This is a genomic window from Ensifer adhaerens (genome assembly GCF_013283195.1).
In the GTDB taxonomy this organism is placed as follows: Bacteria; Pseudomonadota; Alphaproteobacteria; order Rhizobiales; family Rhizobiaceae; genus Ensifer; species Ensifer adhaerens_G.
The window spans coordinates 1,996,847-2,019,125 of record NZ_JABEKT010000001.1 but is presented as its reverse complement, the minus strand read 5'-3'; the positions used below and the strand labels follow the sequence as shown (position 1 = coordinate 2,019,125).

20 protein-coding genes and 4 tRNA genes are annotated in these 22,279 nt (G+C 60.5%); 9 read left to right on the top strand and 15 right to left on the bottom strand.

What is annotated here, in order from left to right; genetic code table 11:
* Positions 1 to 83: 83 nt before the first annotated feature.
* The 5 genes from rplA to LPJGGPFB_RS09520 all read right to left on the bottom strand — a co-directional run bounded on the left by rplA (position 84) and on the right by LPJGGPFB_RS09520 (position 2,442).
* A complete protein-coding gene (rplA, locus tag LPJGGPFB_RS09540) occupies positions 84 to 782 on the bottom strand; it encodes a 50S ribosomal protein L1 (RefSeq protein WP_173419734.1) in 699 nt (232 codons plus the stop codon).
* Positions 783 to 786: 4 nt separating this feature from the next.
* Entirely contained in the window at positions 787 to 1,215 is a 429-nt protein-coding gene (gene rplK / locus LPJGGPFB_RS09535) for a 50S ribosomal protein L11 (RefSeq protein ID WP_053247107.1), read from the bottom strand.
* A gap of 208 nt (positions 1,216 to 1,423) precedes the next feature.
* Positions 1,424 to 1,954, bottom strand: coding sequence for a transcription termination/antitermination protein NusG (gene nusG / locus LPJGGPFB_RS09530; protein WP_077498435.1), 531 nt, complete (start codon positions 1,952 to 1,954; stop codon positions 1,424 to 1,426).
* 16 nt (positions 1,955 to 1,970) lie between these two features.
* Positions 1,971 to 2,171: a preprotein translocase subunit SecE gene (gene secE / locus LPJGGPFB_RS09525; RefSeq protein ID WP_025426653.1), complete on the bottom strand. Its 201-nt coding sequence runs from the start codon at positions 2,169 to 2,171 to the stop codon at positions 1,971 to 1,973.
* A 195-nt stretch (positions 2,172 to 2,366) separates the two neighbouring features.
* A tRNA-Trp gene (locus LPJGGPFB_RS09520) sits at positions 2,367 to 2,442 on the bottom strand.
* Between the two features lie 86 nt (positions 2,443 to 2,528).
* Here LPJGGPFB_RS09520 and LPJGGPFB_RS09515 point away from each other — a divergent pair.
* Entirely contained in the window at positions 2,529 to 2,858 is a 330-nt protein-coding gene (locus LPJGGPFB_RS09515; protein ID WP_173419733.1) for a hypothetical protein, read from the top strand.
* Positions 2,859 to 2,876: 18 nt separating this feature from the next.
* Here LPJGGPFB_RS09515 and tuf read toward each other — a convergent pair whose 3' ends face one another.
* The 3 genes from tuf to LPJGGPFB_RS09500 form a co-directional block, all read right to left on the bottom strand.
* Entirely contained in the window at positions 2,877 to 4,052 is a 1,176-nt protein-coding gene (tuf, locus tag LPJGGPFB_RS09510) for an elongation factor Tu (protein WP_173419732.1), read from the bottom strand.
* Between the two features lie 271 nt (positions 4,053 to 4,323).
* A tRNA-Gly gene (locus LPJGGPFB_RS09505) sits at positions 4,324 to 4,397 on the bottom strand.
* A 23-nt stretch (positions 4,398 to 4,420) separates the two neighbouring features.
* Positions 4,421 to 4,505 (bottom strand) — tRNA-Tyr (locus LPJGGPFB_RS09500).
* A 219-nt stretch (positions 4,506 to 4,724) separates the two neighbouring features.
* On the opposite strand from LPJGGPFB_RS09500, the gene LPJGGPFB_RS09495 reads away from it, so the two are divergent.
* On the top strand, positions 4,725 to 5,600 hold the full coding sequence (locus LPJGGPFB_RS09495) for a TrmH family RNA methyltransferase (protein WP_173419731.1): 876 nt from the start codon (positions 4,725 to 4,727) through the stop codon (positions 5,598 to 5,600).
* Positions 5,601 to 5,774: 174 nt separating this feature from the next.
* Here the strand turns inward: LPJGGPFB_RS09495 and LPJGGPFB_RS33005 are convergent, their stop codons facing one another.
* Positions 5,775 to 6,071: a hypothetical protein gene (locus LPJGGPFB_RS33005; protein ID WP_234902874.1), complete on the bottom strand. Its 297-nt coding sequence runs from the start codon at positions 6,069 to 6,071 to the stop codon at positions 5,775 to 5,777.
* 129 nt (positions 6,072 to 6,200) lie between these two features.
* Positions 6,201 to 6,821, bottom strand: coding sequence for an FMN-dependent NADH-azoreductase (locus LPJGGPFB_RS09490; protein ID WP_173419730.1), 621 nt, complete (start codon positions 6,819 to 6,821; stop codon positions 6,201 to 6,203).
* Positions 6,822 to 6,961: 140 nt separating this feature from the next.
* Between LPJGGPFB_RS09490 and LPJGGPFB_RS09485 the strand changes: the two genes are divergently transcribed.
* The gene (locus LPJGGPFB_RS09485; RefSeq protein ID WP_173419729.1) at positions 6,962 to 7,903 is read left to right on the top strand and encodes a LysR family transcriptional regulator; all 942 of its coding nucleotides are present in this window, start codon (positions 6,962 to 6,964) and stop codon (positions 7,901 to 7,903) included.
* A gap of 179 nt (positions 7,904 to 8,082) precedes the next feature.
* On the opposite strand, the gene LPJGGPFB_RS09480 is transcribed toward LPJGGPFB_RS09485, so the two are convergent.
* Positions 8,083 to 8,158: transfer RNA gene (locus tag LPJGGPFB_RS09480), tRNA-Thr, on the bottom strand.
* 159 nt (positions 8,159 to 8,317) lie between these two features.
* On the opposite strand from LPJGGPFB_RS09480, the gene LPJGGPFB_RS09475 reads away from it, so the two are divergent.
* On the top strand, positions 8,318 to 9,091 hold the full coding sequence (locus tag LPJGGPFB_RS09475) for an NAD kinase (protein WP_173419728.1): 774 nt from the start codon (positions 8,318 to 8,320) through the stop codon (positions 9,089 to 9,091).
* Between the two features lie 106 nt (positions 9,092 to 9,197).
* On the top strand, positions 9,198 to 9,707 hold the full coding sequence (locus tag LPJGGPFB_RS09470) for a hypothetical protein (protein WP_173419727.1): 510 nt from the start codon (positions 9,198 to 9,200) through the stop codon (positions 9,705 to 9,707).
* A 170-nt stretch (positions 9,708 to 9,877) separates the two neighbouring features.
* Here LPJGGPFB_RS09470 and prfB read toward each other — a convergent pair.
* The 3 genes from prfB to LPJGGPFB_RS09455 all read right to left on the bottom strand — a co-directional run bounded on the left by prfB (position 9,878) and on the right by LPJGGPFB_RS09455 (position 15,081).
* Positions 9,878 to 11,009 (bottom strand): peptide chain release factor 2 gene (gene prfB / locus LPJGGPFB_RS09465; RefSeq protein ID WP_173419726.1). Its coding sequence is split into 2 segments (ribosomal slippage): positions 9,878 to 10,939 and positions 10,941 to 11,009, totalling 1,131 coding nucleotides; the frame shifts between segments, so codons are not numbered across the junction.
* Positions 11,010 to 11,107: 98 nt separating this feature from the next.
* Positions 11,108 to 13,561: a penicillin-binding protein 1A gene (locus LPJGGPFB_RS09460; protein WP_173419725.1), complete on the bottom strand. Its 2,454-nt coding sequence runs from the start codon at positions 13,559 to 13,561 to the stop codon at positions 11,108 to 11,110.
* A 356-nt stretch (positions 13,562 to 13,917) separates the two neighbouring features.
* Positions 13,918 to 15,081: an N-acetylmuramoyl-L-alanine amidase gene (locus tag LPJGGPFB_RS09455; RefSeq protein WP_412728392.1), complete on the bottom strand. Its 1,164-nt coding sequence runs from the start codon at positions 15,079 to 15,081 to the stop codon at positions 13,918 to 13,920.
* Positions 15,082 to 15,919: 838 nt separating this feature from the next.
* On the opposite strand from LPJGGPFB_RS09455, the gene LPJGGPFB_RS09450 reads away from it, so the two are divergent.
* Positions 15,920 to 18,745, top strand: coding sequence for an Rne/Rng family ribonuclease (locus LPJGGPFB_RS09450; RefSeq protein ID WP_173419724.1), 2,826 nt, complete (start codon positions 15,920 to 15,922; stop codon positions 18,743 to 18,745).
* A 292-nt stretch (positions 18,746 to 19,037) separates the two neighbouring features.
* Here LPJGGPFB_RS09450 and LPJGGPFB_RS09445 read toward each other — a convergent pair whose 3' ends face one another.
* Positions 19,038 to 20,150, bottom strand: coding sequence for a pyridoxal phosphate-dependent aminotransferase (locus LPJGGPFB_RS09445; RefSeq protein WP_427858227.1), 1,113 nt, complete (start codon positions 20,148 to 20,150; stop codon positions 19,038 to 19,040).
* Positions 20,151 to 20,450: 300 nt separating this feature from the next.
* Here LPJGGPFB_RS09445 and LPJGGPFB_RS09440 point away from each other — a divergent pair, with 300 nt between their 5' ends.
* From LPJGGPFB_RS09440 to accB, 3 genes are all read left to right on the top strand, one after another.
* Positions 20,451 to 21,218: a DsbA family protein gene (locus LPJGGPFB_RS09440; RefSeq protein WP_173419722.1), complete on the top strand. Its 768-nt coding sequence runs from the start codon at positions 20,451 to 20,453 to the stop codon at positions 21,216 to 21,218.
* A 118-nt stretch (positions 21,219 to 21,336) separates the two neighbouring features.
* On the top strand, positions 21,337 to 21,783 hold the full coding sequence (gene aroQ / locus LPJGGPFB_RS09435; RefSeq protein WP_173419721.1) for a type II 3-dehydroquinate dehydratase: 447 nt from the start codon (positions 21,337 to 21,339) through the stop codon (positions 21,781 to 21,783).
* Positions 21,784 to 21,806: 23 nt separating this feature from the next.
* A complete protein-coding gene (accB, locus tag LPJGGPFB_RS09430) occupies positions 21,807 to 22,271 on the top strand; it encodes an acetyl-CoA carboxylase biotin carboxyl carrier protein (protein ID WP_173419720.1) in 465 nt (154 codons plus the stop codon).
* The last annotated feature ends 8 nt before the right edge of the window (positions 22,272 to 22,279 follow it).

Below are 22,279 nucleotides of genomic sequence, written 5' to 3'. Positions count from 1 at the left end.
TCGGACAGGAGTTCCGGATCGAAATCCGGATTTCCGGCCCCGGAGGGCCGGAAATTCATGCTCGGGCCGAAGCCCGAAATTCTTTAGGCGACGCTGAGCGTTGCCGGGTCGATCTTCAGGCCCGGGCCCATCGTCGACGAAATCGCTACGCGCTTGACGTAGTTGCCCTTGGCGCCAGCCGGCTTGGCCTTGACGACCGCGTCAGCGAAGGCGCGGATGTTTTCTTCCAGAGCCTTGGCGTCGAACGATGCCTTGCCGATACCGGCGTGGATGATACCAGCCTTCTCGACGCGGAACTCGACAGCACCGCCCTTGGATGCCTTGACGGCACCGGCAACGTCCATCGAGACCGTTCCGACCTTCGGGTTCGGCATCATGCCGCGCGGGCCGAGAACCTTACCGAGGCGGCCGACGAGCGGCATCATGTCCGGGGTAGCGATGCAACGATCGAAGTCGATCTTGCCGCTCTGGACGATTTCAACGAGCTCTTCGGCGCCAACGATGTCTGCACCGGCAGCCTTGGCTTCGTCAGCCTTGACGCCACGTGCGAACACGGCAACGCGAACCGTGCGGCCCGTGCCGTTCGGCAGGTTGACGACGCCGCGGACCATCTGGTCGGCGTGGCGCGGGTCAACGCCGAGGTTCATCGCGACTTCAACAGTCTCGTCGAACTTGGCAGTTGCACGTTCCTTGACCAGCGAAACGGCTTCAGTGAGGCCGTAGATCTTCGTCGGGTCGATGCCCTCGCGGGACTTCTGTACACGCTTTGCAATCTTCGCCATGGTCTTAGCCCGCCACTTCCAGGCCCATGGAGCGGGCAGAGCCCTCGACCATTGCCATTGCGCCTTCGATATCGGCCGCGTTGAGGTCCTTCATCTTGGCCTCTGCGATCGTGCGGATCTGAGCCTTGGTGATCGAACCAGCCTTGGCCTTACCTGGGGTCTTCGAACCGGACGTGATCTTCGATTCCTTCTTCAGGAAGTAGCTGACCGGCGGCTGCTTCATGACGAAGGTGAACGACTTGTCCTGGTAATAGGTGATGACGACCGGGATCGGCATACCCTTTTCCATTTCCTGCGTGGCGGCATTGAACGCCTTGCAGAATTCCATGATGTTAATGCCACGCTGACCGAGTGCAGGACCGATCGGCGGGGACGGATTGGCCGACCCTGCCTTCACCTGCAGCTTGAGCTGGCCTGCAACTTTCTTAGCCATTTCTCTCTGCCTCTCATTGCCTCATCCCGACGGATCGAAACGAGGAACTGTTACGCCGGTTTCCCGGCATTCTGCCGATCAGGGATCGGCGGCTGCGGTTGCGTGGTACGGACCCTTCGACCTGGCTAAGGCCGACATCCTTCCACGCGCATGCGGATTTCTCCGCCAGGGCAGGCCTAAACGACTTGCCCAATCTCTCTTGATCTTCTCAGACCTTCTCGACCTGGCCGTATTCCAGCTCGACAGGGGTCGCACGACCGAAAATCGAAACCTCGACCTTCAGGCGCGACCGCTCCTCGTCGACATCCTGAACGATGCCGTTGAACGAGGCGAACGGACCATCCGAGACACGAACCTGCTCGCCGATCTCGAACGAGACAGACGGCTTCGGACGCTCGACACCATCCTGGACCTGGCCAAGGATACGGTCGGCTTCGTGATCCGGAATCGGAACAGGCTTGCTGTCGGTCCCGAGGAAGCCGGTGACCTTCGGCGTATTCTTGATGAGGTGATAAGCCTCATCCGTCAGGTTGGCGCGCACCAGGACGTAACCCGGGAAAAACTTGCGCTCGGCATCAACCTTACGACCGCGACGAACCTCGACAACCTTTTCGGTCGGAACGAGGATCTTTTCGAAGAGGTGCGAAAGACCCTTTTGCTTGGCCTTCTCCTCGATCGATTCAGCCACCTTCTTTTCGAAATTCGAATAGGCGTGAACAATATACCAGCGTGCAGCCATACTACCCTCCACCCAATCAAGCGCCAGCGTTGAGGACTAGGCCAATCAGCCAACCCATCAACTGGTCCGCAGCAAAGAAGAAGGCAGCGGCAAAAAAGACCATCACAAATACCATCAGCGTCGAGATCATCGTCTCGCGCCTGGATGGCCAAGTTACTTTCGACGCCTCTGAGCGAACCTGCTGCAGAAACGTAAACGGATTCGTTTTGGATGCCATGTAATGCTCACGCCATTACGGCGCGTAAAGCCGATGATTCAGCCCCACGCACCGCGTGTCTGTTTGGACCCTACATAAAGACCGATTCCACAAATCACAAGAGGCATTCGGTCTTTTCTGTGAATTTCGATGGTCGGCCTATCCGACCTCCTTCCGCCCTACCCGGCTTTGAGCCGTTTGCAATGGCGAAGGCAATGGCAGGGGCAGCCGGGCTTGAACCGACGACCTGCGGTTTTGGAGACCGCCGCTCTACCAACTGAGCTATACCCCTAGTCGCTCCAGCCGGTCATTCTCGAACCGGTCAGTGCATCAAGTCAGCGGCTTATTATTCAGTTTATCGGGCGATGACAAGCGTCTTTGACGGAAAAGATTCAAATTCTTGTGGCAAAAACCGCAACAGCGCGTGATGTGCCTTTTCACCCCGCGCCACACCCTCCGTTGCGCGCCATTGAAGCGGCAGTCGCGCCGGCCCGACGGCCGCATTACGGCGCATTGACAGGACCGTCGGACGCACTGGCGGTGAAAACGTCGCACGAGCTTGGTACTGCACCGCGCAGCCAGATGCCTCCTTACGCCCCCCTCGCAAGGAATTTCCGCAAGGATACGGCGACGCCCCTGCCCGGCGGCTCGCCCAAGCGCTTTATTCAAAACGAAGAAAGCCCCGCCGTTTCCAGCGGGGCCTTCTGAACCGAAATAATCCGGATATTACTCGACGATCGAAGCGACGATGCCGGCGCCGACGGTGCGGCCGCCTTCGCGGATAGCGAAGCGCAGCTTTTCTTCCATCGCGATCGGAACGATCAGCTCAACGGCAACGGTGACGTTGTCGCCAGGCATAACCATTTCCGTGCCTTCCGGAAGCGTCACGATACCGGTCACGTCCGTCGTGCGGAAGTAGAACTGCGGACGGTAGTTCGTGAAGAACGGCGTATGACGACCGCCTTCTTCCTTCGTCAGGATGTAGGCTTCAGCCATGAACTTCTTGTGCGGCTTGACCGAACCCGGCTTGCACAGGATCTGGCCACGCTCAACGCCGTCACGGTTAACACCACGAACCAGCGCGCCGATGTTGTCGCCGGCCTGGCCCTGGTCGAGCAGCTTGCGGAACATTTCAACGCCCGTAACCGTCGTCTTCGACGTGTCGCGGATGCCGACGATTTCAACTTCTTCGCCGACCTTGACGATGCCGCGCTCAACGCGACCGGTCACAACCGTACCACGGCCCGAGATCGAGAACACGTCTTCGATCGGCATCAGGAACGGAAGGTCGATCGGACGCTCAGGCGTCGGGATGTAGGCGTCGACAGCGGCCATCAGCTCGCGGATCGCGTCTTCACCGATCTTCTTGTCGGAATCTTCAAGAGCAGCAAGTGCCGAACCCTTGATGATCGGAATGTCGTCGCCCGGGAATTCGTAGGACGACAGAAGTTCGCGAACTTCAAGCTCGACGAGCTCGAGAAGCTCGGCGTCGTCAACCTGGTCGACCTTGTTGAGGAACACGACGATTGCCGGAACGCCAACCTGGCGAGCAAGCAGGATGTGCTCGCGGGTCTGCGGCATCGGGCCGTCAGCAGCCGAGCAAACCAGGATCGCGCCGTCCATCTGCGCAGCACCGGTGATCATGTTCTTGACGTAGTCGGCGTGGCCGGGGCAGTCGACGTGCGCGTAGTGACGGTTCGGCGTCTCATACTCAACGTGAGCCGTCGAAATCGTGATACCACGGGCCTTTTCTTCCGGAGCAGCGTCGATCTGGTCGTACGCCTTGTACTCGCCGAAGTACTTCGTGATCGCTGCGGTCAGCGACGTCTTGCCATGGTCAACGTGGCCAATCGTGCCAATGTTAACGTGCGGCTTGTTGCGCTCAAATTTGCTCTTTGCCATGGGTACGTTTCCTGTGGTCAAGTATGATTGATCAGCCGGCGGGGCCGGTTTGTGGAGCCGTTTAAGGGTTTCAAGGGATTTGCGCAAGACTTAATTGCGTGCGCCCGGACCGGCCACGGCGGCCATTTCATACCGCCATGTAAGAACGGCGCATCCGGGATGCAAGTCAGGCCGATTCGCGAACCGCCTGGCTGCGTGAGAAAAGCGCAAACAACAGTTTACGAAGGGCAGTTGAAACGGTGCATTAACAGTGGGAATGTGTCGACGCTGCTGGAGCGGGTAGCGGGAATCGAACCCGCGTATTCAGCTTGGAAGGCTGCTGCTCTACCATTGAGCTATACCCGCGGGCCTTCGATCCAGAAGCAGAATGGTGGAGGGAGTTGGATTTGAACCAACGTAGGCGAAGCCAACGGATTTACAGTCCGTCCCCTTTAACCACTCGGGCATCCCTCCATTATTCTGTCGGGATCAAGTCGACCAAGCATTTGAGATCGTGAGACAACCAGCAATTTGTCGTGGCCGCCTCTCGTTCTGCGGGGGGTATATGACGGCCCGCCTTGCTCCTGTCAACACGCCTAAACGGAAATTTTTGGGAATTTCTCCGCAGGCCCGTTTTATCCACTGCCATCGAATTCCATTCCCAGGTCACAAGAAGCGCTCTATAAGGCGGGCATGAGCAAAGATGACATCGGCGACAAGAGCGCCAAGAACACCCACTACGCCACTCTCAGACGCGCCCACCGCGACGCCAAGCGCGAGCGCGGGGAGATCCCGACACCCAAGCAGGATCGCTGGCGCAAACAGCCCGGCGACTGGAAGCCGCCAGCGCTCGCACCCGAACAGGTGCTGCTCTACGGCCTTCATACGGTTCGTGCAGCACTCGACAACCCGTCGCGCAAGATCGTTCGCCTGTGCGTGACGCAGAACGCAGCCGCAAGGCTCGAACTCGGCGAAGTGTCAGAACTCCCCTTCCCGGTCGAGACCGTGGCGCCACAAGATCTCGACAAGATCCTCGGTCCTGACGCGATCCACCAGGGCGTGATGCTCGAAACCAAGCCGCTACCGCTGCGCAAGCTCGAAGCGCTCAGCGAATGCCAACTCATTCTCGTGCTCGACCAGGTGACCGATCCGCACAATGTCGGTGCGATCATGCGCTCGGCTGTCGCATTCGATGCCGGCGCCCTGATCACCACCATTCGCCACAGCCCGACCGAATCAGGCGTTCTGGCAAAGTCGGCTTCCGGCGCCCTGGAAATGATCCCCTATATCCAGATCACCAATCTTTCCGACACGATCGAGGAACTGCACCGCCTCGGCTTCCACACGATCGGCCTTGATTCGGAAGGACCGGAGCCGCTCGAGGGCACGTTTGCCGGCGGCAAGGTCGCGCTGGTGCTTGGTTCAGAGGGCAAGGGTCTCAGGCAGAAGACCCGCTCGACTGTCAAGGCGCTCGCCCGGCTCGACATGCCCGGCGCAATCAAGTCGCTCAACGTCTCGAATGCAGCAGCGATCGCCATGTATGCGGCCCGTCAGTTCCTGAGCAAGTGAGCAGTTCGGTCTTTCAAGGCCGCCAAACGCCTGCAGAATCCTCCGGACACGAAGAGCCGGGGGATTTTCTGACCGAACATACCTTCTGATGGGCGAGACCGATCGATTCGACCGGTCGCACGACGCGGCGACATCGAGCGCCGATACACAGCCTCAGCGCCTTTCTTGCAGCCGTCAAAACCGCGTCACCGCGTCTTCGCCAGTACGAAGCCATCGGCTCTGATTGCTCGCGGTCGGGCACCCCTCACGCAGCTTCCTCCAGGTGGTGACGTTGAGGTTCATCTCGCAGCGCGCGAGATAGGAAGTCCCGTCCACACGCAGACAGGCTGTCTGGCCGAGTTCATATTTGGAGCCGTCGCGATTGCGACACGTGCAGTCAGCATCAGGCGGAGACGCATATGCTGCACCGGCGGTCGTAAGCGCGACCACCGCAGCGATGACAGCCAAGGGTCTTCTCCGCCAGTCTCTCATGAGCACATTATAATACAGAAATACCGACGCGGAAACGGACAATGCCGGCTGCATGGCAACCGGCACCGTCCGCAATGGGGGCCAACGCCCCTTCATCGAACCACTGACGTGATCCGCTGAACTCTTGACTTAGCTGGCCAGGCGAAGAACGGTGCCTTCGGCAATGGTCTTTTCAGCTTCGGCGATCGCGAACTGCTTGGAGTCGGCGCTGAGGTTCAGGCCCTCGGCGCGGACAAACTCAACGTCGGTGATGCCGAAAAAGCCGAAGACCGTCTTCAGATAGGCTTCCTGGTGATCCATGGCCGAAGCCGGGCCGGCAGAATAGTGGCCGCCGCGGGTGGAGGCGACAATGACCTTCTTGCCCTTGGCGAGGCCTTCCGGGCCAGATTCGGTGTAGCGGAAGGTCTTGCCGGAGACGGCCAGACGATCGATCCAGGCCTTGAGCTGGCTCGGGATGGAAAAATTGTACATCGGAGCGCCGACGACGACCGTGTCGGCGGCCAGGAACTCTTCGAGCATCTCGCGGCCGATCGTGACTTCGGCAGCGAGGCCGGCGTCGACACCAGCGAGATCGGCAGGTGCCATGATCTGTGCGCCGGTCAGATGGGGGATCTGGCTGGATGCGAGATCGCGGTAGGTCACCTTGGCATCCGGGCGGTCTGCCTGGATCTGTGCGGTGATAGCGGCTGTCAGGCGACGGGAGACAGAGTGATCACCGAGGATACCCGAGTCGATGTGAAGGACGTTCATGGGAAGCACCTTTGTGTTGGCGTTGCGGTGCATCACATATGATTTGAAAACAATCGCGCGATAAGTCCGCGGTTATTTGACATACTGTTTCCAGATGGAAACAATGAAACCTGGATACGGCGGCGGGAGATCAAAAACAGATGCAGGACCTGAACGACCTCGCCCTCTTCGCTGCCGTCGTGCGCAACAACGGTTTCAGTGCGGCGGCGCGCGATCTGAATATACCCAAATCCAAGCTTAGCAAACACGTTGCACGCCTCGAAGAGCAGCTTGGTGTGCGGCTGTTGGAGCGCTCGACGCGCAAGCTTCGCGTCACCGAGATCGGCCGGGTCTTCTATGAGCATTGCCAGAGCCTGCTCGATGGCGTCGCAGTCGCTGAAGCCGAGATCGCAGCCGTCAGGGCCGAGCCGACCGGCACGGTCCGCCTCGCCTGCCCGCTCGGCTTCACACCGATGCTCGCCGATATCTTGCCGGCGTTTCACCGCCGCTACCCCGGCGTCCGTCTGCTGATTACGGCGACCAACCGGAGGATCGACCTGATCGAGGAGCGGATCGACGTGGCGCTGCGTGCCCGCGATCAGCTCGACACCGACAATCAGCTGATCATCCGCAGGTTCGGCGAGGTTCGCCAAAGGCTTGCGGCCAGCCCCACTCTGCTCACCCGCTTCGACGACGTCACGATCGACACTCTCAGCGAAATGCCGACACTGTCGATGAACGAGAGCCACGCGACCGATGTCTGGCGCCTGGTCGATACGGAAGGAAACACCGCCGAAATTTCGCACCGACCGATCATCGGCTGCAGCGATTTTCTCATCCTGGAACGTGCGGCCATCGAAGGCATGGGCGTGGCGCTTCTGCCTGACCACATTTGCGAGCGTGCCTTCCGGGCCGGCGTGCTTGCTCCGGTGCTTCCCGAATGGAGTTCGGGCGACGTCGTCGTTCACCTCGTTTTCCCGTCGCGTCACGGCATGTTGCCGGCGACCCGCGCCCTGATCGACTATCTGGCCGACAATCTCCTGAACGCCATGCAGAAATGCCGCGAGATTGTTCCCAAGGGAGCCGGGTCGTTCGAGATTTGAGCGCGCAAGCAGTTGCAGACAAGCACTGTAAGGCGCAGCGCTTCGCATCACCAGACGATATCGCCCGGCGCGCGTTAGGGTGCGCCAAGCGTTCCGACGGCTGACCGCGCGGGTGCTCAGCAAGCATCGCCTATATGCCGGATCGCGGCCTTACGAATTCAATAGCTATCGGGAAAAAGTGGTGCCCCCACCAGGACTCGAACCCGGGACCCCCTGATTACAAATCAGGTGCTCTACCAACTGAGCTATAAGGGCACTTTCAGCGGTGGGAGTTATCACAATCTCACAGCGTGTAAAGCAAAATTGCGAATTCTCCCAATTTTTCAGATGCGTTCGGCGCCACGTCGTGCCAGAAACGAAGCCTAGGCTCGGCCACCGCGGCGATGCCCAACCTGTTGAACGGACTGAAAATTCATGGCCCGCACGTTCACTTCACTCGCGTTCCTTGCCTCACCCGCTGAAGAGGCGCAAAAGGCGGCGGCAGATCTGAAGGCGATTTACGGCGACCATGATGCCGATAAAGCCGACGTCATCGTCGCGCTCGGCGGCGATGGCTTCATGCTGCAGACGCTGCACCAGACGATGAACTCGGGCAAGCTCGTCTACGGTATGAACCGGGGATCGGTCGGCTTTCTGATGAACCGCTACAGCACTGAAAATCTCACAGCGCGCATCTGCAACGCGGTGGAAAATGCCTTTCGTCCGCTGGAGATGCAGACCACCGACGGTCAAGGCGCAACGTTCAAGGCGCTCGCCATCAACGAAGTCTATCTGTTCCGGCAATCCTACCAGGCAGCCAAGCTGCGTGTGGTCATCGACGGCAAGACCCGGCTTGAAGAGTTGACCTGCGACGGGTTGCTGCTGGCCACACCCGCCGGCTCCACCGCCTACAATCTCTCGGCGCATGGACCGATCCTGCCGTTGGAAGCCCCTCTTCTGGCACTCACACCCGTCAGCCCATTCCGTCCGCGTCGGTGGCGCGGCGCCCTGTTGCCAAACCACGTAACGGTCGAGATCGAGATTCTCGAGGCTGACAAGCGGCCGGTCAACGCCGTTGCCGACCACCAGGAAGTCAAGTCGGTGGCGAAGGTACGCATCGCCGAATCGGAAAACATGACCGCCCGCATCCTCTCGGATCCAGATCACTCCTGGTCGGATCGCATCCTGGCCGAGCAGTTTTCCAATTGAGCAGGCGGTCTCAACGCGCGATATGGTATGATTTCGCCGGGCGCCCGGCGAAGGATCAACGTTAGAAAATCCACCGCGTCGCGGTACGAACAGGAAATCAAAAGCGATGCACAAGCCCCTCCTCCTTGCGCTTCTTATCGCAACGACCGGCGCGAGCGCCCATGCCGAGGATGCGATTGTGGTTTCGCCGCAAGTGACCTTCGTCACCAGTACCGGCTATTGGGAAGAAAGCGGCGATCCGCTTTCGGCACTGGACCCGAACGGTGAGCAGGCGCAAACACCCACAGAGCCGCGGAGTGCCGACGGCGCACGGCGCGGCTATTACAAGCTGATCGCCCTTCGGCAACAGGACGGCACGGCGCAGATCCACCTGCAGCAGATCGCGGCGACACCTGCCGGACCGGAAGTCGTGTCTTCCGCAGAACTCGAGGAGTTTTCGTCGCTGAAGGCCTATGTCACCGATATCAGGCCGGAAACCTCGACGGGCGTTACCGCACAGCCCGGCATGTTCGCGACCGTCTATTTGAAGACCGATCCCGCTGCCCGCGAACCGGAAACCTGGACCGTGCTGATCGACGACCTCGGCGACATCAAGGTCGAGCGGGCATCGAACTGAGTCATGTCTCCCTACAACTCCGCAGCGGTCCTGTGACAGCGCCACGAGCAGAGCGCCGGCGAGAAATTCCGATGCGTTAGACGCCAAAGACAAAGGCCGGATGAAACACCCGGCCTTTGTCGTCTCGTATTCATTTCGTCAGGCAGGTAAGGCCCCGCCTGCACTCGACGCTAGTTCAAATCGTCCACGGCAGCGTCCGCGCCGCCGCTGACGCGGTGGGCAAGGGCAGCCTCCATGAACTCGTTCAGCTCGCCGTCGAGCACGTCACCCGGCGCCGTGCTCTCGACACCAGTGCGCAGGTCCTTGACCAGCTGGTAGGGCTGCAGCACGTAGGAGCGGATCTGGTGGCCCCAGCCGATATCGGTTTTTGAAGCCGCTTCGGCGTTGGCCGCGTCTTCGCGCTTCTTCAGTTCCGATTCGTAAAGGCGGGCACGTAGCATGTCCCAGGCCTTCGCCCGGTTCTTGTGCTGCGAGCGCTCCTGCTGGCACTGCACGACGATGCCGGACGGCATGTGCGTGATACGCACGGCCGAGTCGGTCGTGTTGACGTGCTGGCCGCCGGCACCCGACGAGCGATAGGTGTCGATGCGGCAATCGCTCTCGTTGATGTCGATCTGGATCGAGTCGTCGACAACCGGGTAAACCCAGATCGACGAGAACGACGTGTGGCGACGGGCGTTGCTGTCGTAAGGCGAAATACGAACCAGGCGGTGAACGCCCGATTCCGTTTTCAGCCAGCCATAGGCATTGTGCCCCTTGACCAACAGCGTTGCTGACTTGATGCCAGCCTCTTCGCCGTCCTGAATTTCCATCAGTTCGACCTTGTATCCCTGGCGCTCGGACCAGCGGGTGTACATGCGCAACAGCATGTTCGCCCAGTCCTGGCTCTCGGTGCCGCCGGCACCGGAATGCACTTCGAGATAGGTGTCGTTCTGATCGGCTTCGCCCGACAGCATCGCCTCGACCTGTTTCTTGGCCGCTTCGTTGCGCAACTCGCGCAGCGCCTGCTCGGCATCGGCAACGATGGCAGCGTCGCCCTCTTCCTCGCCGAGCTCGATCAGTTCGATGTTGTCGCGGAGCTGCTGCTCGAAACGGCGCAGCCCGTTGATGCCATCGTCGAGCTGCTGGCGCTCGCGCATCAGCTTCTGCGCTTCGGCAGCATCATTCCACAGCGACGGATCTTCCGCCTTGTTGTTCAACCAGTCCAGTCGTCTTACCGCCTGATCCCAGTCAAAGATGCCTCCTCAGCAGGCTTATGGCCTGCTTGATTTCGTCGACAATGTTCTCGATTTCGCTGCGCATGATCCTGCTTCTTGTGAACCCGATTTAACGTGAGCGTCAAATAGCGATGCCCGCCGCTTATGTAAAGGCGGCGGGCATTGCGAGACGAAGGATAGGGCCTAGAACAGGCCGTTGGAACCGGAGGTGACGGCCTGGTTGGCCTGCGGAGAATTCTTGAGGATCTCCTCCGGCGGCACGTACTGGTCGAGGCCACCGATGACCGAGAAGGTGTCAGCCGGCCCGGTTCCGGGCTTGAAAGCTTCGATGATGGTGTCCGGTTCGCCCTCATAGGCGGCCATGCCGGTCTTGCGGTTGACGGCGATCATGTTCATGCCTTCCGGCACCACGAACTTGCCGGGACGCGAACCCTTCACGGCTTCCTGCATGAAGTTGTTGAAGATCGGCACAGCAAGGCTGCCGCCGGTGGCACCACGGCCGAGCGGGGCCGGGTTGTCGAAACCGAGGTAAAGGCCTGCAACGAGGTCAGGGGTGTAGCCGACGAACCAGGCGTCCTTTTCGTCGTTCGTGGTACCGGTCTTCCCGGCGACCGGGCGATCGAGCTTGATCTTTCCGGCGGCGGTGCCGCGCAGGACCACACCCTCCATCATCGAGGTGATCTGGTAGGAGGTCATCGGGTCGAGAACCTGCTCGCGGTTGTCGGTCAGCACAGGCTCTTCCTGCTCTGCCCAATCCCCTGCATTGCAATTGTCGCAGGTCCGGTCTTCGTGACGGAAGATCGTCTTGCCGTAGCGGTCCTGGATCCGGTCGATCAGCGACGGCTTGATCTGCTTGCCACCATTGGCAAGAACCGAATAGGCCGAAACCATGCGCAGAACGGTGGTCTCGCCCGAGCCGAGCGACATCGCCAGCAAGGGCGGCATCTTGTCGTAGATGCCGAAGCGCTCGGCATATTCGGCGACGATGTTCATGCCCATGTCGTTGGCGAGGCGAACCGTCATCAGGTTACGAGACTTCTCGATGCCGAGACGCAGCGTCGACGGGCCGGCAGAGCCACCGCCATAGTTTTCCGGGCGCCAGACCTGGCCACCGGCGACAATTTCGATCGGAGCGTCGAGAATGACCGACGCGGGCGTGTAGCCGTTGTCAAGCGCTGCCGCATAGACGAACGGCTTGAACGAGGACCCCGGCTGGCGCATCGCCTGGGTCGCGCGGTTGAATTCCGACTGACCGTAGGAGAAGCCACCGACCATCGCCAGCACGCGGCCGGTCTGGGGATCCATGGCGACGAGGCCGCCCTGAACCTTTGGCGGCTGACGCAGGCGATATTCGCCCTTTTCCGCCAGAGGCTCGACATAGACGACGTCTCCCGGGCCCAGCACGCCTTCCGGCGACTTGGCGGATTTGCGTTCGCCACCAGCGGAGCGATAGGCCCACTGCATGTTCTTGGCGGAGATATGACCGGTCACGCGTTCGGCGATGATCTTGCCGGACGCTTCCTTGTCCGGCTGGATGCCGATTTCGACACCCTGGCCATCGGCCGAGAGCACGACCGCCAATTTCCATTCCGGCACGTCGGCCAGGGCAACGACCTTGCCGAGCGGCTCGCCCCAGTCGCCGCCGATCTCGATCGACTTGACCGGGCCGTGGAAACCGCGACGCTCGTCATAGCTGAGCAGCCCGTCCTGCAGCGCCTTGCGCGCAGCGATTTGCATGCGCGGATCGAGCGAGGTGCGAACCGAAAGGCCGCCCTCATAAAGGGCGTTGTCGCCGTACTTCTGGATGATCTGCCGGCGTACTTCCTCGGCGAAGAAATCGGAGGCGAAGAGGTGGGCACCACCGCGGCGCGGATTGACGCCGAGCGGCTGCTTCTTTGCGTCTTCGCCGTCGGTCTTGCTGACGTAGCCGTTCTCGACCATGCGGTCGATGACCCAATTGCGCCGTTCGATCGCGGCATCCGCCTTGCGGAACGGGTGATAATTGGCAGGGCCCTTCGGCAGCGCCGCGAGGTACGCCGTCTCGGCGATCGTCAGTTCCGTCACCGATTTGTCGAAATAAGTGAGCGCCGCGCCGGCGATGCCGTAGGAATTGAGGCCGAAGAAGATCTCGTTGAGATAGAGCTCGAGAATGCGGTCCTTGCTATAGGCCTGCTCGATGCGGAAGGAGAGGATCGCTTCCTTGACCTTGCGGTCGATCGTCTGGTCCGACGAGAGCAGGAAGTTCTTGGCGACCTGCTGGGTGATCGTCGACGCGCCGACAGGGCGGCGGCCTGATCCGAAATTCTGGAGGTTGACGGCGATGGCGCGGGCCAGGCCGGTGATATCGACGCCGGGATGCTGATAGAAATTCTTGTCTTCAGCGGAAATGAACGCCGCCTTGACGCGGTCCGGGATCGCCTGGATCGGCAGATAGAGGCGCCGCTCGCGGGCGTACTCCGCCATCAGCGCGCCGTTACCGGCATGAAAGCGCGTCGTCACTGGTGGCGAATACTTCGCCAGCACCTCATAGTCAGGCAAGTCCTTGGTGACAACGCCCAAATAAAGCGCCGCGGCCGCAGCCACGCCGAGCAGCAAAAACGCACCAATCCCGAAGAAATATCCAATCAGTCTGATCATCAGTCAGATACCGGTACCTTATTATCGTCCAATTGCCAGGCCGCGGAACCGATAAGGACGCTTCCCGTCCCATCGGTCCGCATTCCGTCGGCCTGGCCAAACGCTTCCATCAGAAATCATCTGGCATCGCAGCTACGCGCGCCCACCCAGCTCCTCATATGGCGAGGGGCACCGGGCATCAACACTGTTTCCCAACAAATCCGGGCGCAATTCGGGATAGGTCCCGGATTGTGCGTAAAATAGGGCTTGTTACCGATTATCGAGTGCGCATCCTGTTGAAAAGCATATCGCTGTTACCGGGGCGACACAAATCACTTCCTATGCCACGCCGTCAAACAGCTTGTCGCGGCTAAACCTTAGCCGCCGTTCGCAACGGCCTGATCACGATAGCGCTTGATGGCAACAGCAAGAAGACCGGATACTTTCTTTCGCCATTCCGGATCAAGCAGCAGCTTCTCGTCGTCCTTGTTCGACATGAAACCGAGCTCGAGCAGGATTGAGGGAACATCTGGCGCCTGCAGCACTCGGAAGCCCGCATGACGGTGCGGATTGTTGATGAGATTGATCTGTCCTTCGAAGGACGACACCACGGTGCGCGCCATATTGACCGAAAAAGCCTGGGTTTCGCGGCGTGTCAGATCGATAAGGATATCGGCGACTTCCGCCGGCTCGCTCTGGAGCGGTACGCCAGCGATCTCGTCCGAGAGGTTTTCGCGTTGCGCCAGGTCGGCCGCCAGATGGTCGGAGGCCTTGTCGGAAATCGTATAGACGGTGGCGCCGCGAATATCCTTCTGCTTGAGCGTATCGGCGTGGATCGAAATAAACAGATTGGCGCCTTTGTTGCGGGCGATCTGCACCCGCTGCGGCAATGACAGGAAGACATCCTTGTCGCGCGTCAGAAAGGCTTCGATGCCGCTTTCACGGCTGAGGGTGGCAACCAGCTCCTGCGCAAAGGCAAGCGTGACATGTTTTTCCTCGGTCTTGGTGGCTCCGCCGATCGCTCCAGTGTCGATGCCGCCATGACCGGCATCGATTGCAATCACGAAGGCGCTACCCTTTTCCGCGGGCGCAATTGTCGGCCTGTCTGTTTTTGCCGCGACAACGGAACCCGTCCATTGCTGATCACCCAGGAGCGCATCGAAGCGGGGCTGGTCGACCTTCTCGGCATCAATGACCAGGCGATAGCTCTTGCCGCCCTCCTCCTCGATGACCTCGGCGTTGGTGACCGCGACCGGCCCCTTTGCCGATAGCACGAGGCGAGAACTGCCAGCCCCCATGCCGCCATAGCGGATGGCCTCGAACAATCCCCTCGGCTCAAGGCTCTCGGCTTTCAGACCAAAGGCGGTTTCCGGCAGATCGACGACGACCCGTATCGGGTTCGCCACGTAATGGATCGAAAAGTCGGGCTTCCGATCGAACTCGACGACGACGCGCGTGCGTGCGTCGTCGCCGGCAACCCGTGCGCCGAATGCCAGCAATGGCGCGGGCTCGGCCGCATTCGCCACCGGTCCAGGCACCATCAATGCCCCTGCAACGAACGCTGAGGCCACAACACGCGCGCCACCGCGCAGCAGTGCTGACAACAGTGAAGCGTCCCTATGAACAGCCGAAGGCTTCACCCCGGTTTCTCCGTCAATACACGAAATCCGAGCGGTCAACGCGCCAGGCATCCGCCCGCGCACACCGCGACATCCCTTGATCAATGAACCCTTATGGTTAACCAAAGCTTGACAGCGCTCCTTAAGCAACGCGGACAAAGCATACGATTCGCTGTTCCCCGACCTACTCTACCGGGGCAAGCGAATCGATCATTATTGTGGCGGCACAGGCTTTTCCCTTGCCAATGTGACATAGAAAACATAAAAGCATCACAAGGAGAAAGTGTTGACGGGATAGAATCGTCGGCCGGGCAGCCGGAGCATTCCAGAGCTTGGCGCCAGGGAGTGATCGAGCCGGAATTGCCGGTTGAAACCGTATCATCTTTCCGCGGCCGCAAGGTGTTCATCCGCCGTCGCTGCATTTCCTCCCCGTACACTGGATCGCAAATTTCCGGCGGTGGCCGGAGTTCTTAGCGGTGATTTTTCACCGGCAAGCCCGCAAGCGGGCGCATTCATCGGGTCTTTATGAGACCTTTGACATTGGCATTCTTGTTTGGTCATTGATGTTGACTCAGCGGTATCGGTCAGAAGTAGAGAGGCCCCGGAACGTAACCGTTCCGGCTGCCATCTGGCTGCTGCACCATCACCTGCACCAGACAGGACCTTTCACATCCGACGCACCAACTGACGCGAGTGGCAGTCTTCCCATGGAAGAACGTCTGCCGCCCGTTCCGCTGTCGCGTCGAGGAGCACAACTTAGATGGCAGAGAAAATGCTTATCGATGCGTCTCACTCTGAAGAGACGCGCGTCGTTGTCGTTCGCGGGAACCGCATAGAAGAATTCGACTTCGAATCGGAACACAAGAAACAGATACGCGGCAACATCTACCTCGCAAAGGTAACGCGAGTGGAGCCTTCGCTCCAGGCGGCCTTCGTTGACTACGGCGGCAACCGCCACGGGTTCCTGGCGTTTGCCGAAATCCATCCCGACTACTATCAGATCCCGCTGGCCGACCGGCAGGCGCTATTGAAGGCGGAAGCCGAAGAGGCGCGCCGCGACGACGACATCGAACACGTCGAAACGGCAACGCCGACTCAGCCCGCGCTCAGCGTGCCGGTTGATCTGGAAATTGCCGCCGAAACGGAAGTTGTCGCGGAAGTGACCGAGACTGCAGCCGAAGCAGTCGTCGAGGCGGAAGCGCCGGCCGAAAAGCCCAAGGCAAAGCCGAAGCGCCCGCGCCGCACCAAGGCGAAGATCGCCGAAGAGGCCGCTGCAGCCGCTGCAGCAACCGAAGAGGCGGACGCCGGCGAAGAAGGCAATGGTGGCGAGATGGCCGCCATGGTCGACACCGATTCGATCTCCGAAGACGTCGACAGCCGCCGACGCCGCGATGACGACGACGATGATGACGACAGCCACGATGGCGAGAAGGAAATCATCGAGTCCGTCGGCGCCGAAGATGCAATGGAAGAGGTTCCGGATCGTCACGTGCGCAAGCCGCGCAAGCAGTACCGCATCCAGGAAGTCATCAAGCGCCGCCAGATCCTGCTTGTCCAGGTCGCCAAGGAAGAACGTGGCAACAAGGGCGCAGCGTTGACGACCTACCTGTCGCTCGCCGGCCGTTACTCGGTGTTGATGCCGAACACGGCTCGTGGCGGCGGCATCTCCCGCAAGATCACCAACCTGCAGGACCGCAAGCGCCTGAAGGAAATCGCGCGTGGCCTCGAAGTGCCGCAGGGCATGGGCGTCATTCTGCGCACCGCCGGTGCCAACCGCACCAAGGTCGAGATCAAGCGCGACTTCGAATATCTGATGCGCCTGTGGGAGAACGTCCGAACGCTGACGCTCAACTCCACGGCCCCCTGCCTCGTTTACGAGGAAGGCAGCCTGATCAAGCGCTCGATCCGCGACCTTTACAACAAGGACATCAGCGAGATCGTCGTTTCCGGCGAGGAAGGTTACAAGGAAGCCAAGGGCTTCATGAAGATGCTGATGCCGAGCCACGCCAAGGTGGTTCAGCCCTACCGCGACGTGCATCCGATCTTCTCGCGTTCCGGTATCGAAGCGCAGCTTGACCGCATGCTGCAGCCGCAGGTGACCCTGAAGTCGGGCGGCTACATCATCATCAACCAGACGGAAGCTCTGGTTTCGATCGACGTCAACTCCGGTCGTTCGACCCGCGAGCATTCGATCGAGGACACGGCACTTCAGACGAACCTCGAAGCCGCCGAAGAAGTTGCGCGCCAGCTGCGCCTTCGCGACCTTGCAGGCCTCGTCGTCATCGACTTCATCGACATGGAAGAAAAGCGGAACAACCGCTCGGTCGAGAAGCGTCTGAAGGATTGCCTGAAGAACGATCGCGCCCGCATCCAGGTCGGCCGCATCTCGCACTTCGGCCTGCTCGAAATGTCGCGCCAGCGCATCCGCGCCTCGGTACTCGAATCGACGATGCAGACCTGCCCGCATTGCAACGGCACGGGCCACGTCCGCTCGCAGTCTTCGGTCGCGCTGCATGTGCTTCGCGGCATCGAAGAGCACCTGCTCAAGAACACCACGCACAACATCACCGTTCGCACGATCCCCGATATCGCGCTCTATCTGCTCAACCAGAAGCGCAGCACGATCATGGATTACGAACAGCGCTTCGGCGTCTCGATCATCATCGAGGCTGACGCCCATGTCGGCGCGCAGCACTTTGCGATCGACCGCGGCGAACCGGTCGAAAACCCGGTCAAGATCGAACAGATCCTGCACTTCGAGCCGGAGCCCGAAGAAGACGACGACATCGTGATCGAAGAGGATCTCGACGAGGAAGAAGCAGAGGAAGTGGTCGTCGAGCAGCGCCAGGAACAGCCGAAGGCTGCTGCCCAGGCTGACGACCAGAACGGCCGCAAGCGCAAGCGTCGCCGCCGTCGTCGCGGTAAGGGCAGCCAGCAGGCCGACGGTGCAACCGCACAGGACACCGATGCTGCAGACGAAGGCGATGACGCCACGGAGACCGATGGCGACGAGGACGAAAACGATGCGGATGCGCTGACCGCCGACGGCGAACAGAAGCGCAAGCGCCGTCGTCGCGGCAAGCGCGGTGGCCGCCGTAACCGTCCGGAACTGGGCGAAGGTGAAGTCGAAGGCGAAGAGCAGGCTGCTGCATCCGCTGACGACGAGGCCGATGAGCAAGGCAACGTCGAAGCCCCGGCAACAGCCGAGGTTGAAGCGGTCGCCGTGATCGCTGAAGCCGAGATCGTAGCGGAAGAGGTAGAACCGGTCGTCGAGAAGGCCGCCAAGCCGAAGCGCACACGCAAGAAGGCCGTCAAGGTCGACGAGCCTGTGGCCAGCGCTGACGAGGCTGCGCAGAGCGCGGTCGAGGCACAGCCGGAAGTCGCGGTAGAACCGGTACCGGAAGCCATCGTAGAGGCGGCCGCCGACCTCGAAGAAGGCAAGCCTGCCCGTGCCAACCGCGACCTTTCGACGATTGCATCGGAACCGGTGCTGACCTCGACGGTCACGAACAAGAACGAAAGCACCGAAGAGGACCAGTCCAAGCCCAAGAAGGGCGGATGGTGGCAGCGCCGCGGCTTCTTCTAAGCCGCGACTGACCTTCGGAAGAACAGAAAAGCCCGGACCTTGCTTGGTCCGGGCTTTTTTCGTTTGGGGCTGGTGACAAAAGCAAGCGTGCGCCGCGACCATGGCGAGAGTGCGCTGCGGCCCAACAGGTGCGCGCTCCGAACCTGATGCTCCGGTTCTCGCGTATGTCGTCGTCGCAAAATCTCCGCGCGCGTTCGCGAAAGCTTCAGGTGGCTGTTTGCCTCAGAATTTGAATCAAGGCGCTGTCAAAGTGAATCCGCCAGCGGCCGCAAGCGCCTGAAATGAATGAAACTCAGGAAATCCAGCGGGCAATGCGGTCCACGGCTTCGACCATGTCTCCTGTCGATCCGGCATAGGAGAACCGCATCGTCCGATGCCCCTCAAGTGGATCGAAATCGAAGCCCGGTGTCGCAGCCACGTTGATTTCAGCTAGCATCCGGCGGGCGAACGCCATGCTGTCATTGGTAAAGCGCCTGACATCCGCATAGGCGTAAAACGCACCATCCATGGGCGAAGCGATGGTGAAGCCAATCTCCGGCAGGCGCTTCAGCAGCATTTCGCGATTGGCGGCATAGGCCGCCTTGTAACCGTCGAGTTCGACCTGCGCACCAAGTGCCGCCTCGGCAGCGATCTGTGATAGTTCCGGAGGCGAGATGTAGAGGCTCTGGGCAATGCGCTCGAAGCCGCGGACCTGCTTTTCCGGCAGTACCATCCAGCCGATCCGCCAGCCGGTCATGCAATAATACTTGGAAAAGGAATTGATCACGACGACGTCGTCGGTGACCTCGAGAGCGCTTGCCTCCTCGCCGGCAAAAGTCAGTCCGTGATAGATCTCGTCCGAGATGAAGGCGATGTTCTCAGTGCGGCAATAGTCGGCGAGCGCCTTGAGACCCGCCCTGCCCGTCACCGTGCCCGTCGGATTGGCCGGGCTTGCCAGAAGAACGCCCTTCAACGGTCGCCCGATCTTGGCAGCAGCCCGCGCCAGGTTTTCCGGCGTCAGCGTGAAGCCGCTCTCGGCGTTGGCTTCCACCTCGACGACCGTCAGGCCGAGGGCTGCAAGAATGTTGCGATAAGCGGGATAGCCGGGCCGCGCGATCGCCACGCAATCGCCGGGATCGAAGAGCGCGAGGAAAGCCAGGTTGAAACCGGCCGACGAGCCTGTGGTCACCGCGATGCGTTGCGGATCGAGCGCGATGCCATGGCGCTTCTGATAGTGCGCGGCAATCGCAGTTCTCAGCGACAGCGTGCCGAGCGCATCGGTATAGCCGAGACGGCCATGTTCGAGCGCCTTGCGTGCCGCATCGAGAGCAGCCTTCGGCGCCGGGTGCGCCGGTTGGCCAACGGCCATTGAAATCACCGGGTGACCGGCGTCGCGGCGGCGCGTGGCCTCCGCAAGCACGTCCATGGCATGAAAGGGTTCGACGGCGCTGCGGTTCGACAATTCCACCAAGGCAATATCCTCAAAAAGCGGCGCGTATCAACCTACGCTGATACTCCATTCGGCCCCTTTGCCCGATCGCCAAAGGCTTCACAAGTCCGCGAGCGCCGTATTTCCGCCGATTTTGCCGTTTCGTTTCACCGGGGGCCACCCTATGCTGCCCGCGTGTTGCGGTGTTGGAGAATCCTGTTGTCTTTTACACGCGCGCATTGACGCCGTATCGCGACATGGACGACAGACAGGGCAGGCAGAGACAACGAGGTAAAAATGAATTTCAGCACGAAAATGATTGCCGCCGGGGCGCTCGCCGCGCTCATGGCAGGGGTCAGCTTGCCGCAAAACGCGCTCGCGCTCGACCAGAAGCAGAAGGACGAGTTTGGCGCCTTCATCAAGGAATACCTGCTTGCCAACCCCGAGATCATGCTCGAGGTTCAGGAGGCGCTCGCGAACAAGCAGCGCGCAAAGCAGCAGGAAGCCGCCGAAGGCGCGATCTCCGAGAACAAGAAGGCGATCTTCAATTCCAAGTACGACATGGTCCTTGGCAATCCTGATGGAGACGTCACGGTCGTCGAGTTCTACGACTACAATTGCGGCTACTGCAAACGTGCACTGACCGACATGGAAGATATCCTCACCAAGGACAAGAATGTCCGCTTCGTGCTGAAGGAATTGCCGATCCTCGGTCCGGATTCGCTTGCTGCCCATAAGGTCAGCGCCGCCTTCCGGCTCGTCGCGCCGGAGAAATTTGGCGAGTTCCACCGGGCCTTGCTCGGTGCTGAGGACCGTGCAACCGAGGAAACGGCGATTGCCGTTGCCGGCAAGCTCGGCGTCACCGAAAAGCAGCTGCGGGCCAAGATGGAAAAGGAGCCGCATGACGCGGCCGTGCGCGAGGCCTATAGCCTTGCCAACGATCTCGGCATCACCGGCACGCCGTCCTATGTCATCGGCAACGAGGCGGTCTTCGGAGCCGTCGGCGCCGAAGAAATCAGCACCAAAGTGGCCAACATGCGCAGCTGCGGCAAGACCGCCTGCTGAACGCCTGCACTCAACGACCTGTCCCAACTGTGGACAAATCCCGCGAGGACCCAAAGGGCTTTTCCTCGCGGGACCATCAGTCTATAGGTAACCCTCTATCACTGGACCGGAATCCCGCATGCCCACCAAAATTTTCGTGCTGAACGGCCCCAACCTGAATGCGCTCGGCAAGCGCGAACCGGGGATCTATGGCGGCCAGACACTCGCCGACATTGAGGCACTGTGCACCACGGAAGGCAAGGCACTGGGACTGGAAGTCGATTTTCGACAATCCAACCATGAAGGCACGCTGGTCGACTGGCTGCACGAGGCCGGCGAAAAGGCCGCTGGTGTCGCAATCAATCCGGCGGCCTACGGTCATACGTCGATCGCGCTGCACGATGCCATCCGCGCCATTGGCATCCCGGTGGTCGAACTGCATCTTTCCAACATCCACGCGCGTGAAGAATTCCGCCACAAGTCGATGATCGCACCTGCGGTCAAAGGCGTTATCTGCGGTTTCGGCGCGCAGAGTTACATTCTGGCGCTGCATGCGCTAAAGAACCTGACAGAAACGTCGAAATAAAAAGAACACGAGGCTCATATCCCATGGCTGACAAGAAACCCGGTATCGACCAGGCGCTGATCCGCGATCTCGCCAATATCCTGAACGACACGGATCTCACCGAGATCGAAGTGGAGCAGGAAGATCTTCGCATCCGCGTATCGCGCGCCGGCACCCCGGTCGCCGTCTCGATGCCGGCCTATCAGGCTCAGCCGGCGGTCCACGCTGCGCAGCCCGCCGCTGTTGCCGCACCGGCGGAAACCAGCCGCACCTCCAAGAATGCCGTAACGGCTCCCATGGTCGGCACGGCCTATCTGGCACCGGCTCCAGGCGCCCGCCCGTTCATCGAGGTTGGCACCGTGGTCAAGGAAGGCCAGACGGTCCTGATCATCGAAGCGATGAAGACCATGAACCAGATCCCTGCCCCGCGTTCGGGCAAGGTGACCGAAATCTTCGTCCAGGACGCAGCCCCCGTCGAATATGGCGAGCCGCTGATCGTAATCGAATAAGGCGGCAC

Excerpts from the sequence above, each read along its gene's own strand:
- rplA (WP_173419734.1), bottom strand. The coding sequence starts at position 782 with ATGGCGAAGATTGCAAAGCGTGTACAGAAGTCCCGCGAGGGCATCGAC.
- rplK (WP_053247107.1), bottom strand. The coding sequence starts at position 1,215 with ATGGCTAAGAAAGTTGCAGGCCAGCTCAAGCTGCAGGTGAAGGCAGGG.
- nusG (WP_077498435.1), bottom strand. The coding sequence starts at position 1,954 with ATGGCTGCACGCTGGTATATTGTTCACGCCTATTCGAATTTCGAAAAG.
- secE (WP_025426653.1), bottom strand. The coding sequence starts at position 2,171 with ATGGCATCCAAAACGAATCCGTTTACGTTTCTGCAGCAGGTTCGCTCA.
- tuf (WP_173419732.1), bottom strand. The coding sequence starts at position 4,052 with ATGGCAAAGAGCAAATTTGAGCGCAACAAGCCGCACGTTAACATTGGC.
- LPJGGPFB_RS09495 (WP_173419731.1), top strand. The coding sequence starts at position 4,725 with ATGAGCAAAGATGACATCGGCGACAAGAGCGCCAAGAACACCCACTAC.
- LPJGGPFB_RS33005 (WP_234902874.1), bottom strand. The coding sequence starts at position 6,071 with ATGAGAGACTGGCGGAGAAGACCCTTGGCTGTCATCGCTGCGGTGGTC.
- LPJGGPFB_RS09490 (WP_173419730.1), bottom strand. The coding sequence starts at position 6,821 with ATGAACGTCCTTCACATCGACTCGGGTATCCTCGGTGATCACTCTGTC.
- LPJGGPFB_RS09485 (WP_173419729.1), top strand. The coding sequence starts at position 6,962 with ATGCAGGACCTGAACGACCTCGCCCTCTTCGCTGCCGTCGTGCGCAAC.
- LPJGGPFB_RS09475 (WP_173419728.1), top strand. The coding sequence starts at position 8,318 with ATGGCCCGCACGTTCACTTCACTCGCGTTCCTTGCCTCACCCGCTGAA.
- LPJGGPFB_RS09470 (WP_173419727.1), top strand. The coding sequence starts at position 9,198 with ATGCACAAGCCCCTCCTCCTTGCGCTTCTTATCGCAACGACCGGCGCG.
- LPJGGPFB_RS09460 (WP_173419725.1), bottom strand. The coding sequence starts at position 13,561 with ATGATCAGACTGATTGGATATTTCTTCGGGATTGGTGCGTTTTTGCTG.
- LPJGGPFB_RS09455 (WP_412728392.1), bottom strand. The coding sequence starts at position 15,081 with ATGGTGCCTGGACCGGTGGCGAATGCGGCCGAGCCCGCGCCATTGCTG.
- LPJGGPFB_RS09450 (WP_173419724.1), top strand. The coding sequence starts at position 15,920 with ATGGCAGAGAAAATGCTTATCGATGCGTCTCACTCTGAAGAGACGCGC.
- LPJGGPFB_RS09445 (WP_427858227.1), bottom strand. The coding sequence starts at position 20,150 with ATGGACGTGCTTGCGGAGGCCACGCGCCGCCGCGACGCCGGTCACCCG.
- LPJGGPFB_RS09440 (WP_173419722.1), top strand. The coding sequence starts at position 20,451 with ATGAATTTCAGCACGAAAATGATTGCCGCCGGGGCGCTCGCCGCGCTC.
- aroQ (WP_173419721.1), top strand. The coding sequence starts at position 21,337 with ATGCCCACCAAAATTTTCGTGCTGAACGGCCCCAACCTGAATGCGCTC.
- accB (WP_173419720.1), top strand. The coding sequence starts at position 21,807 with ATGGCTGACAAGAAACCCGGTATCGACCAGGCGCTGATCCGCGATCTC.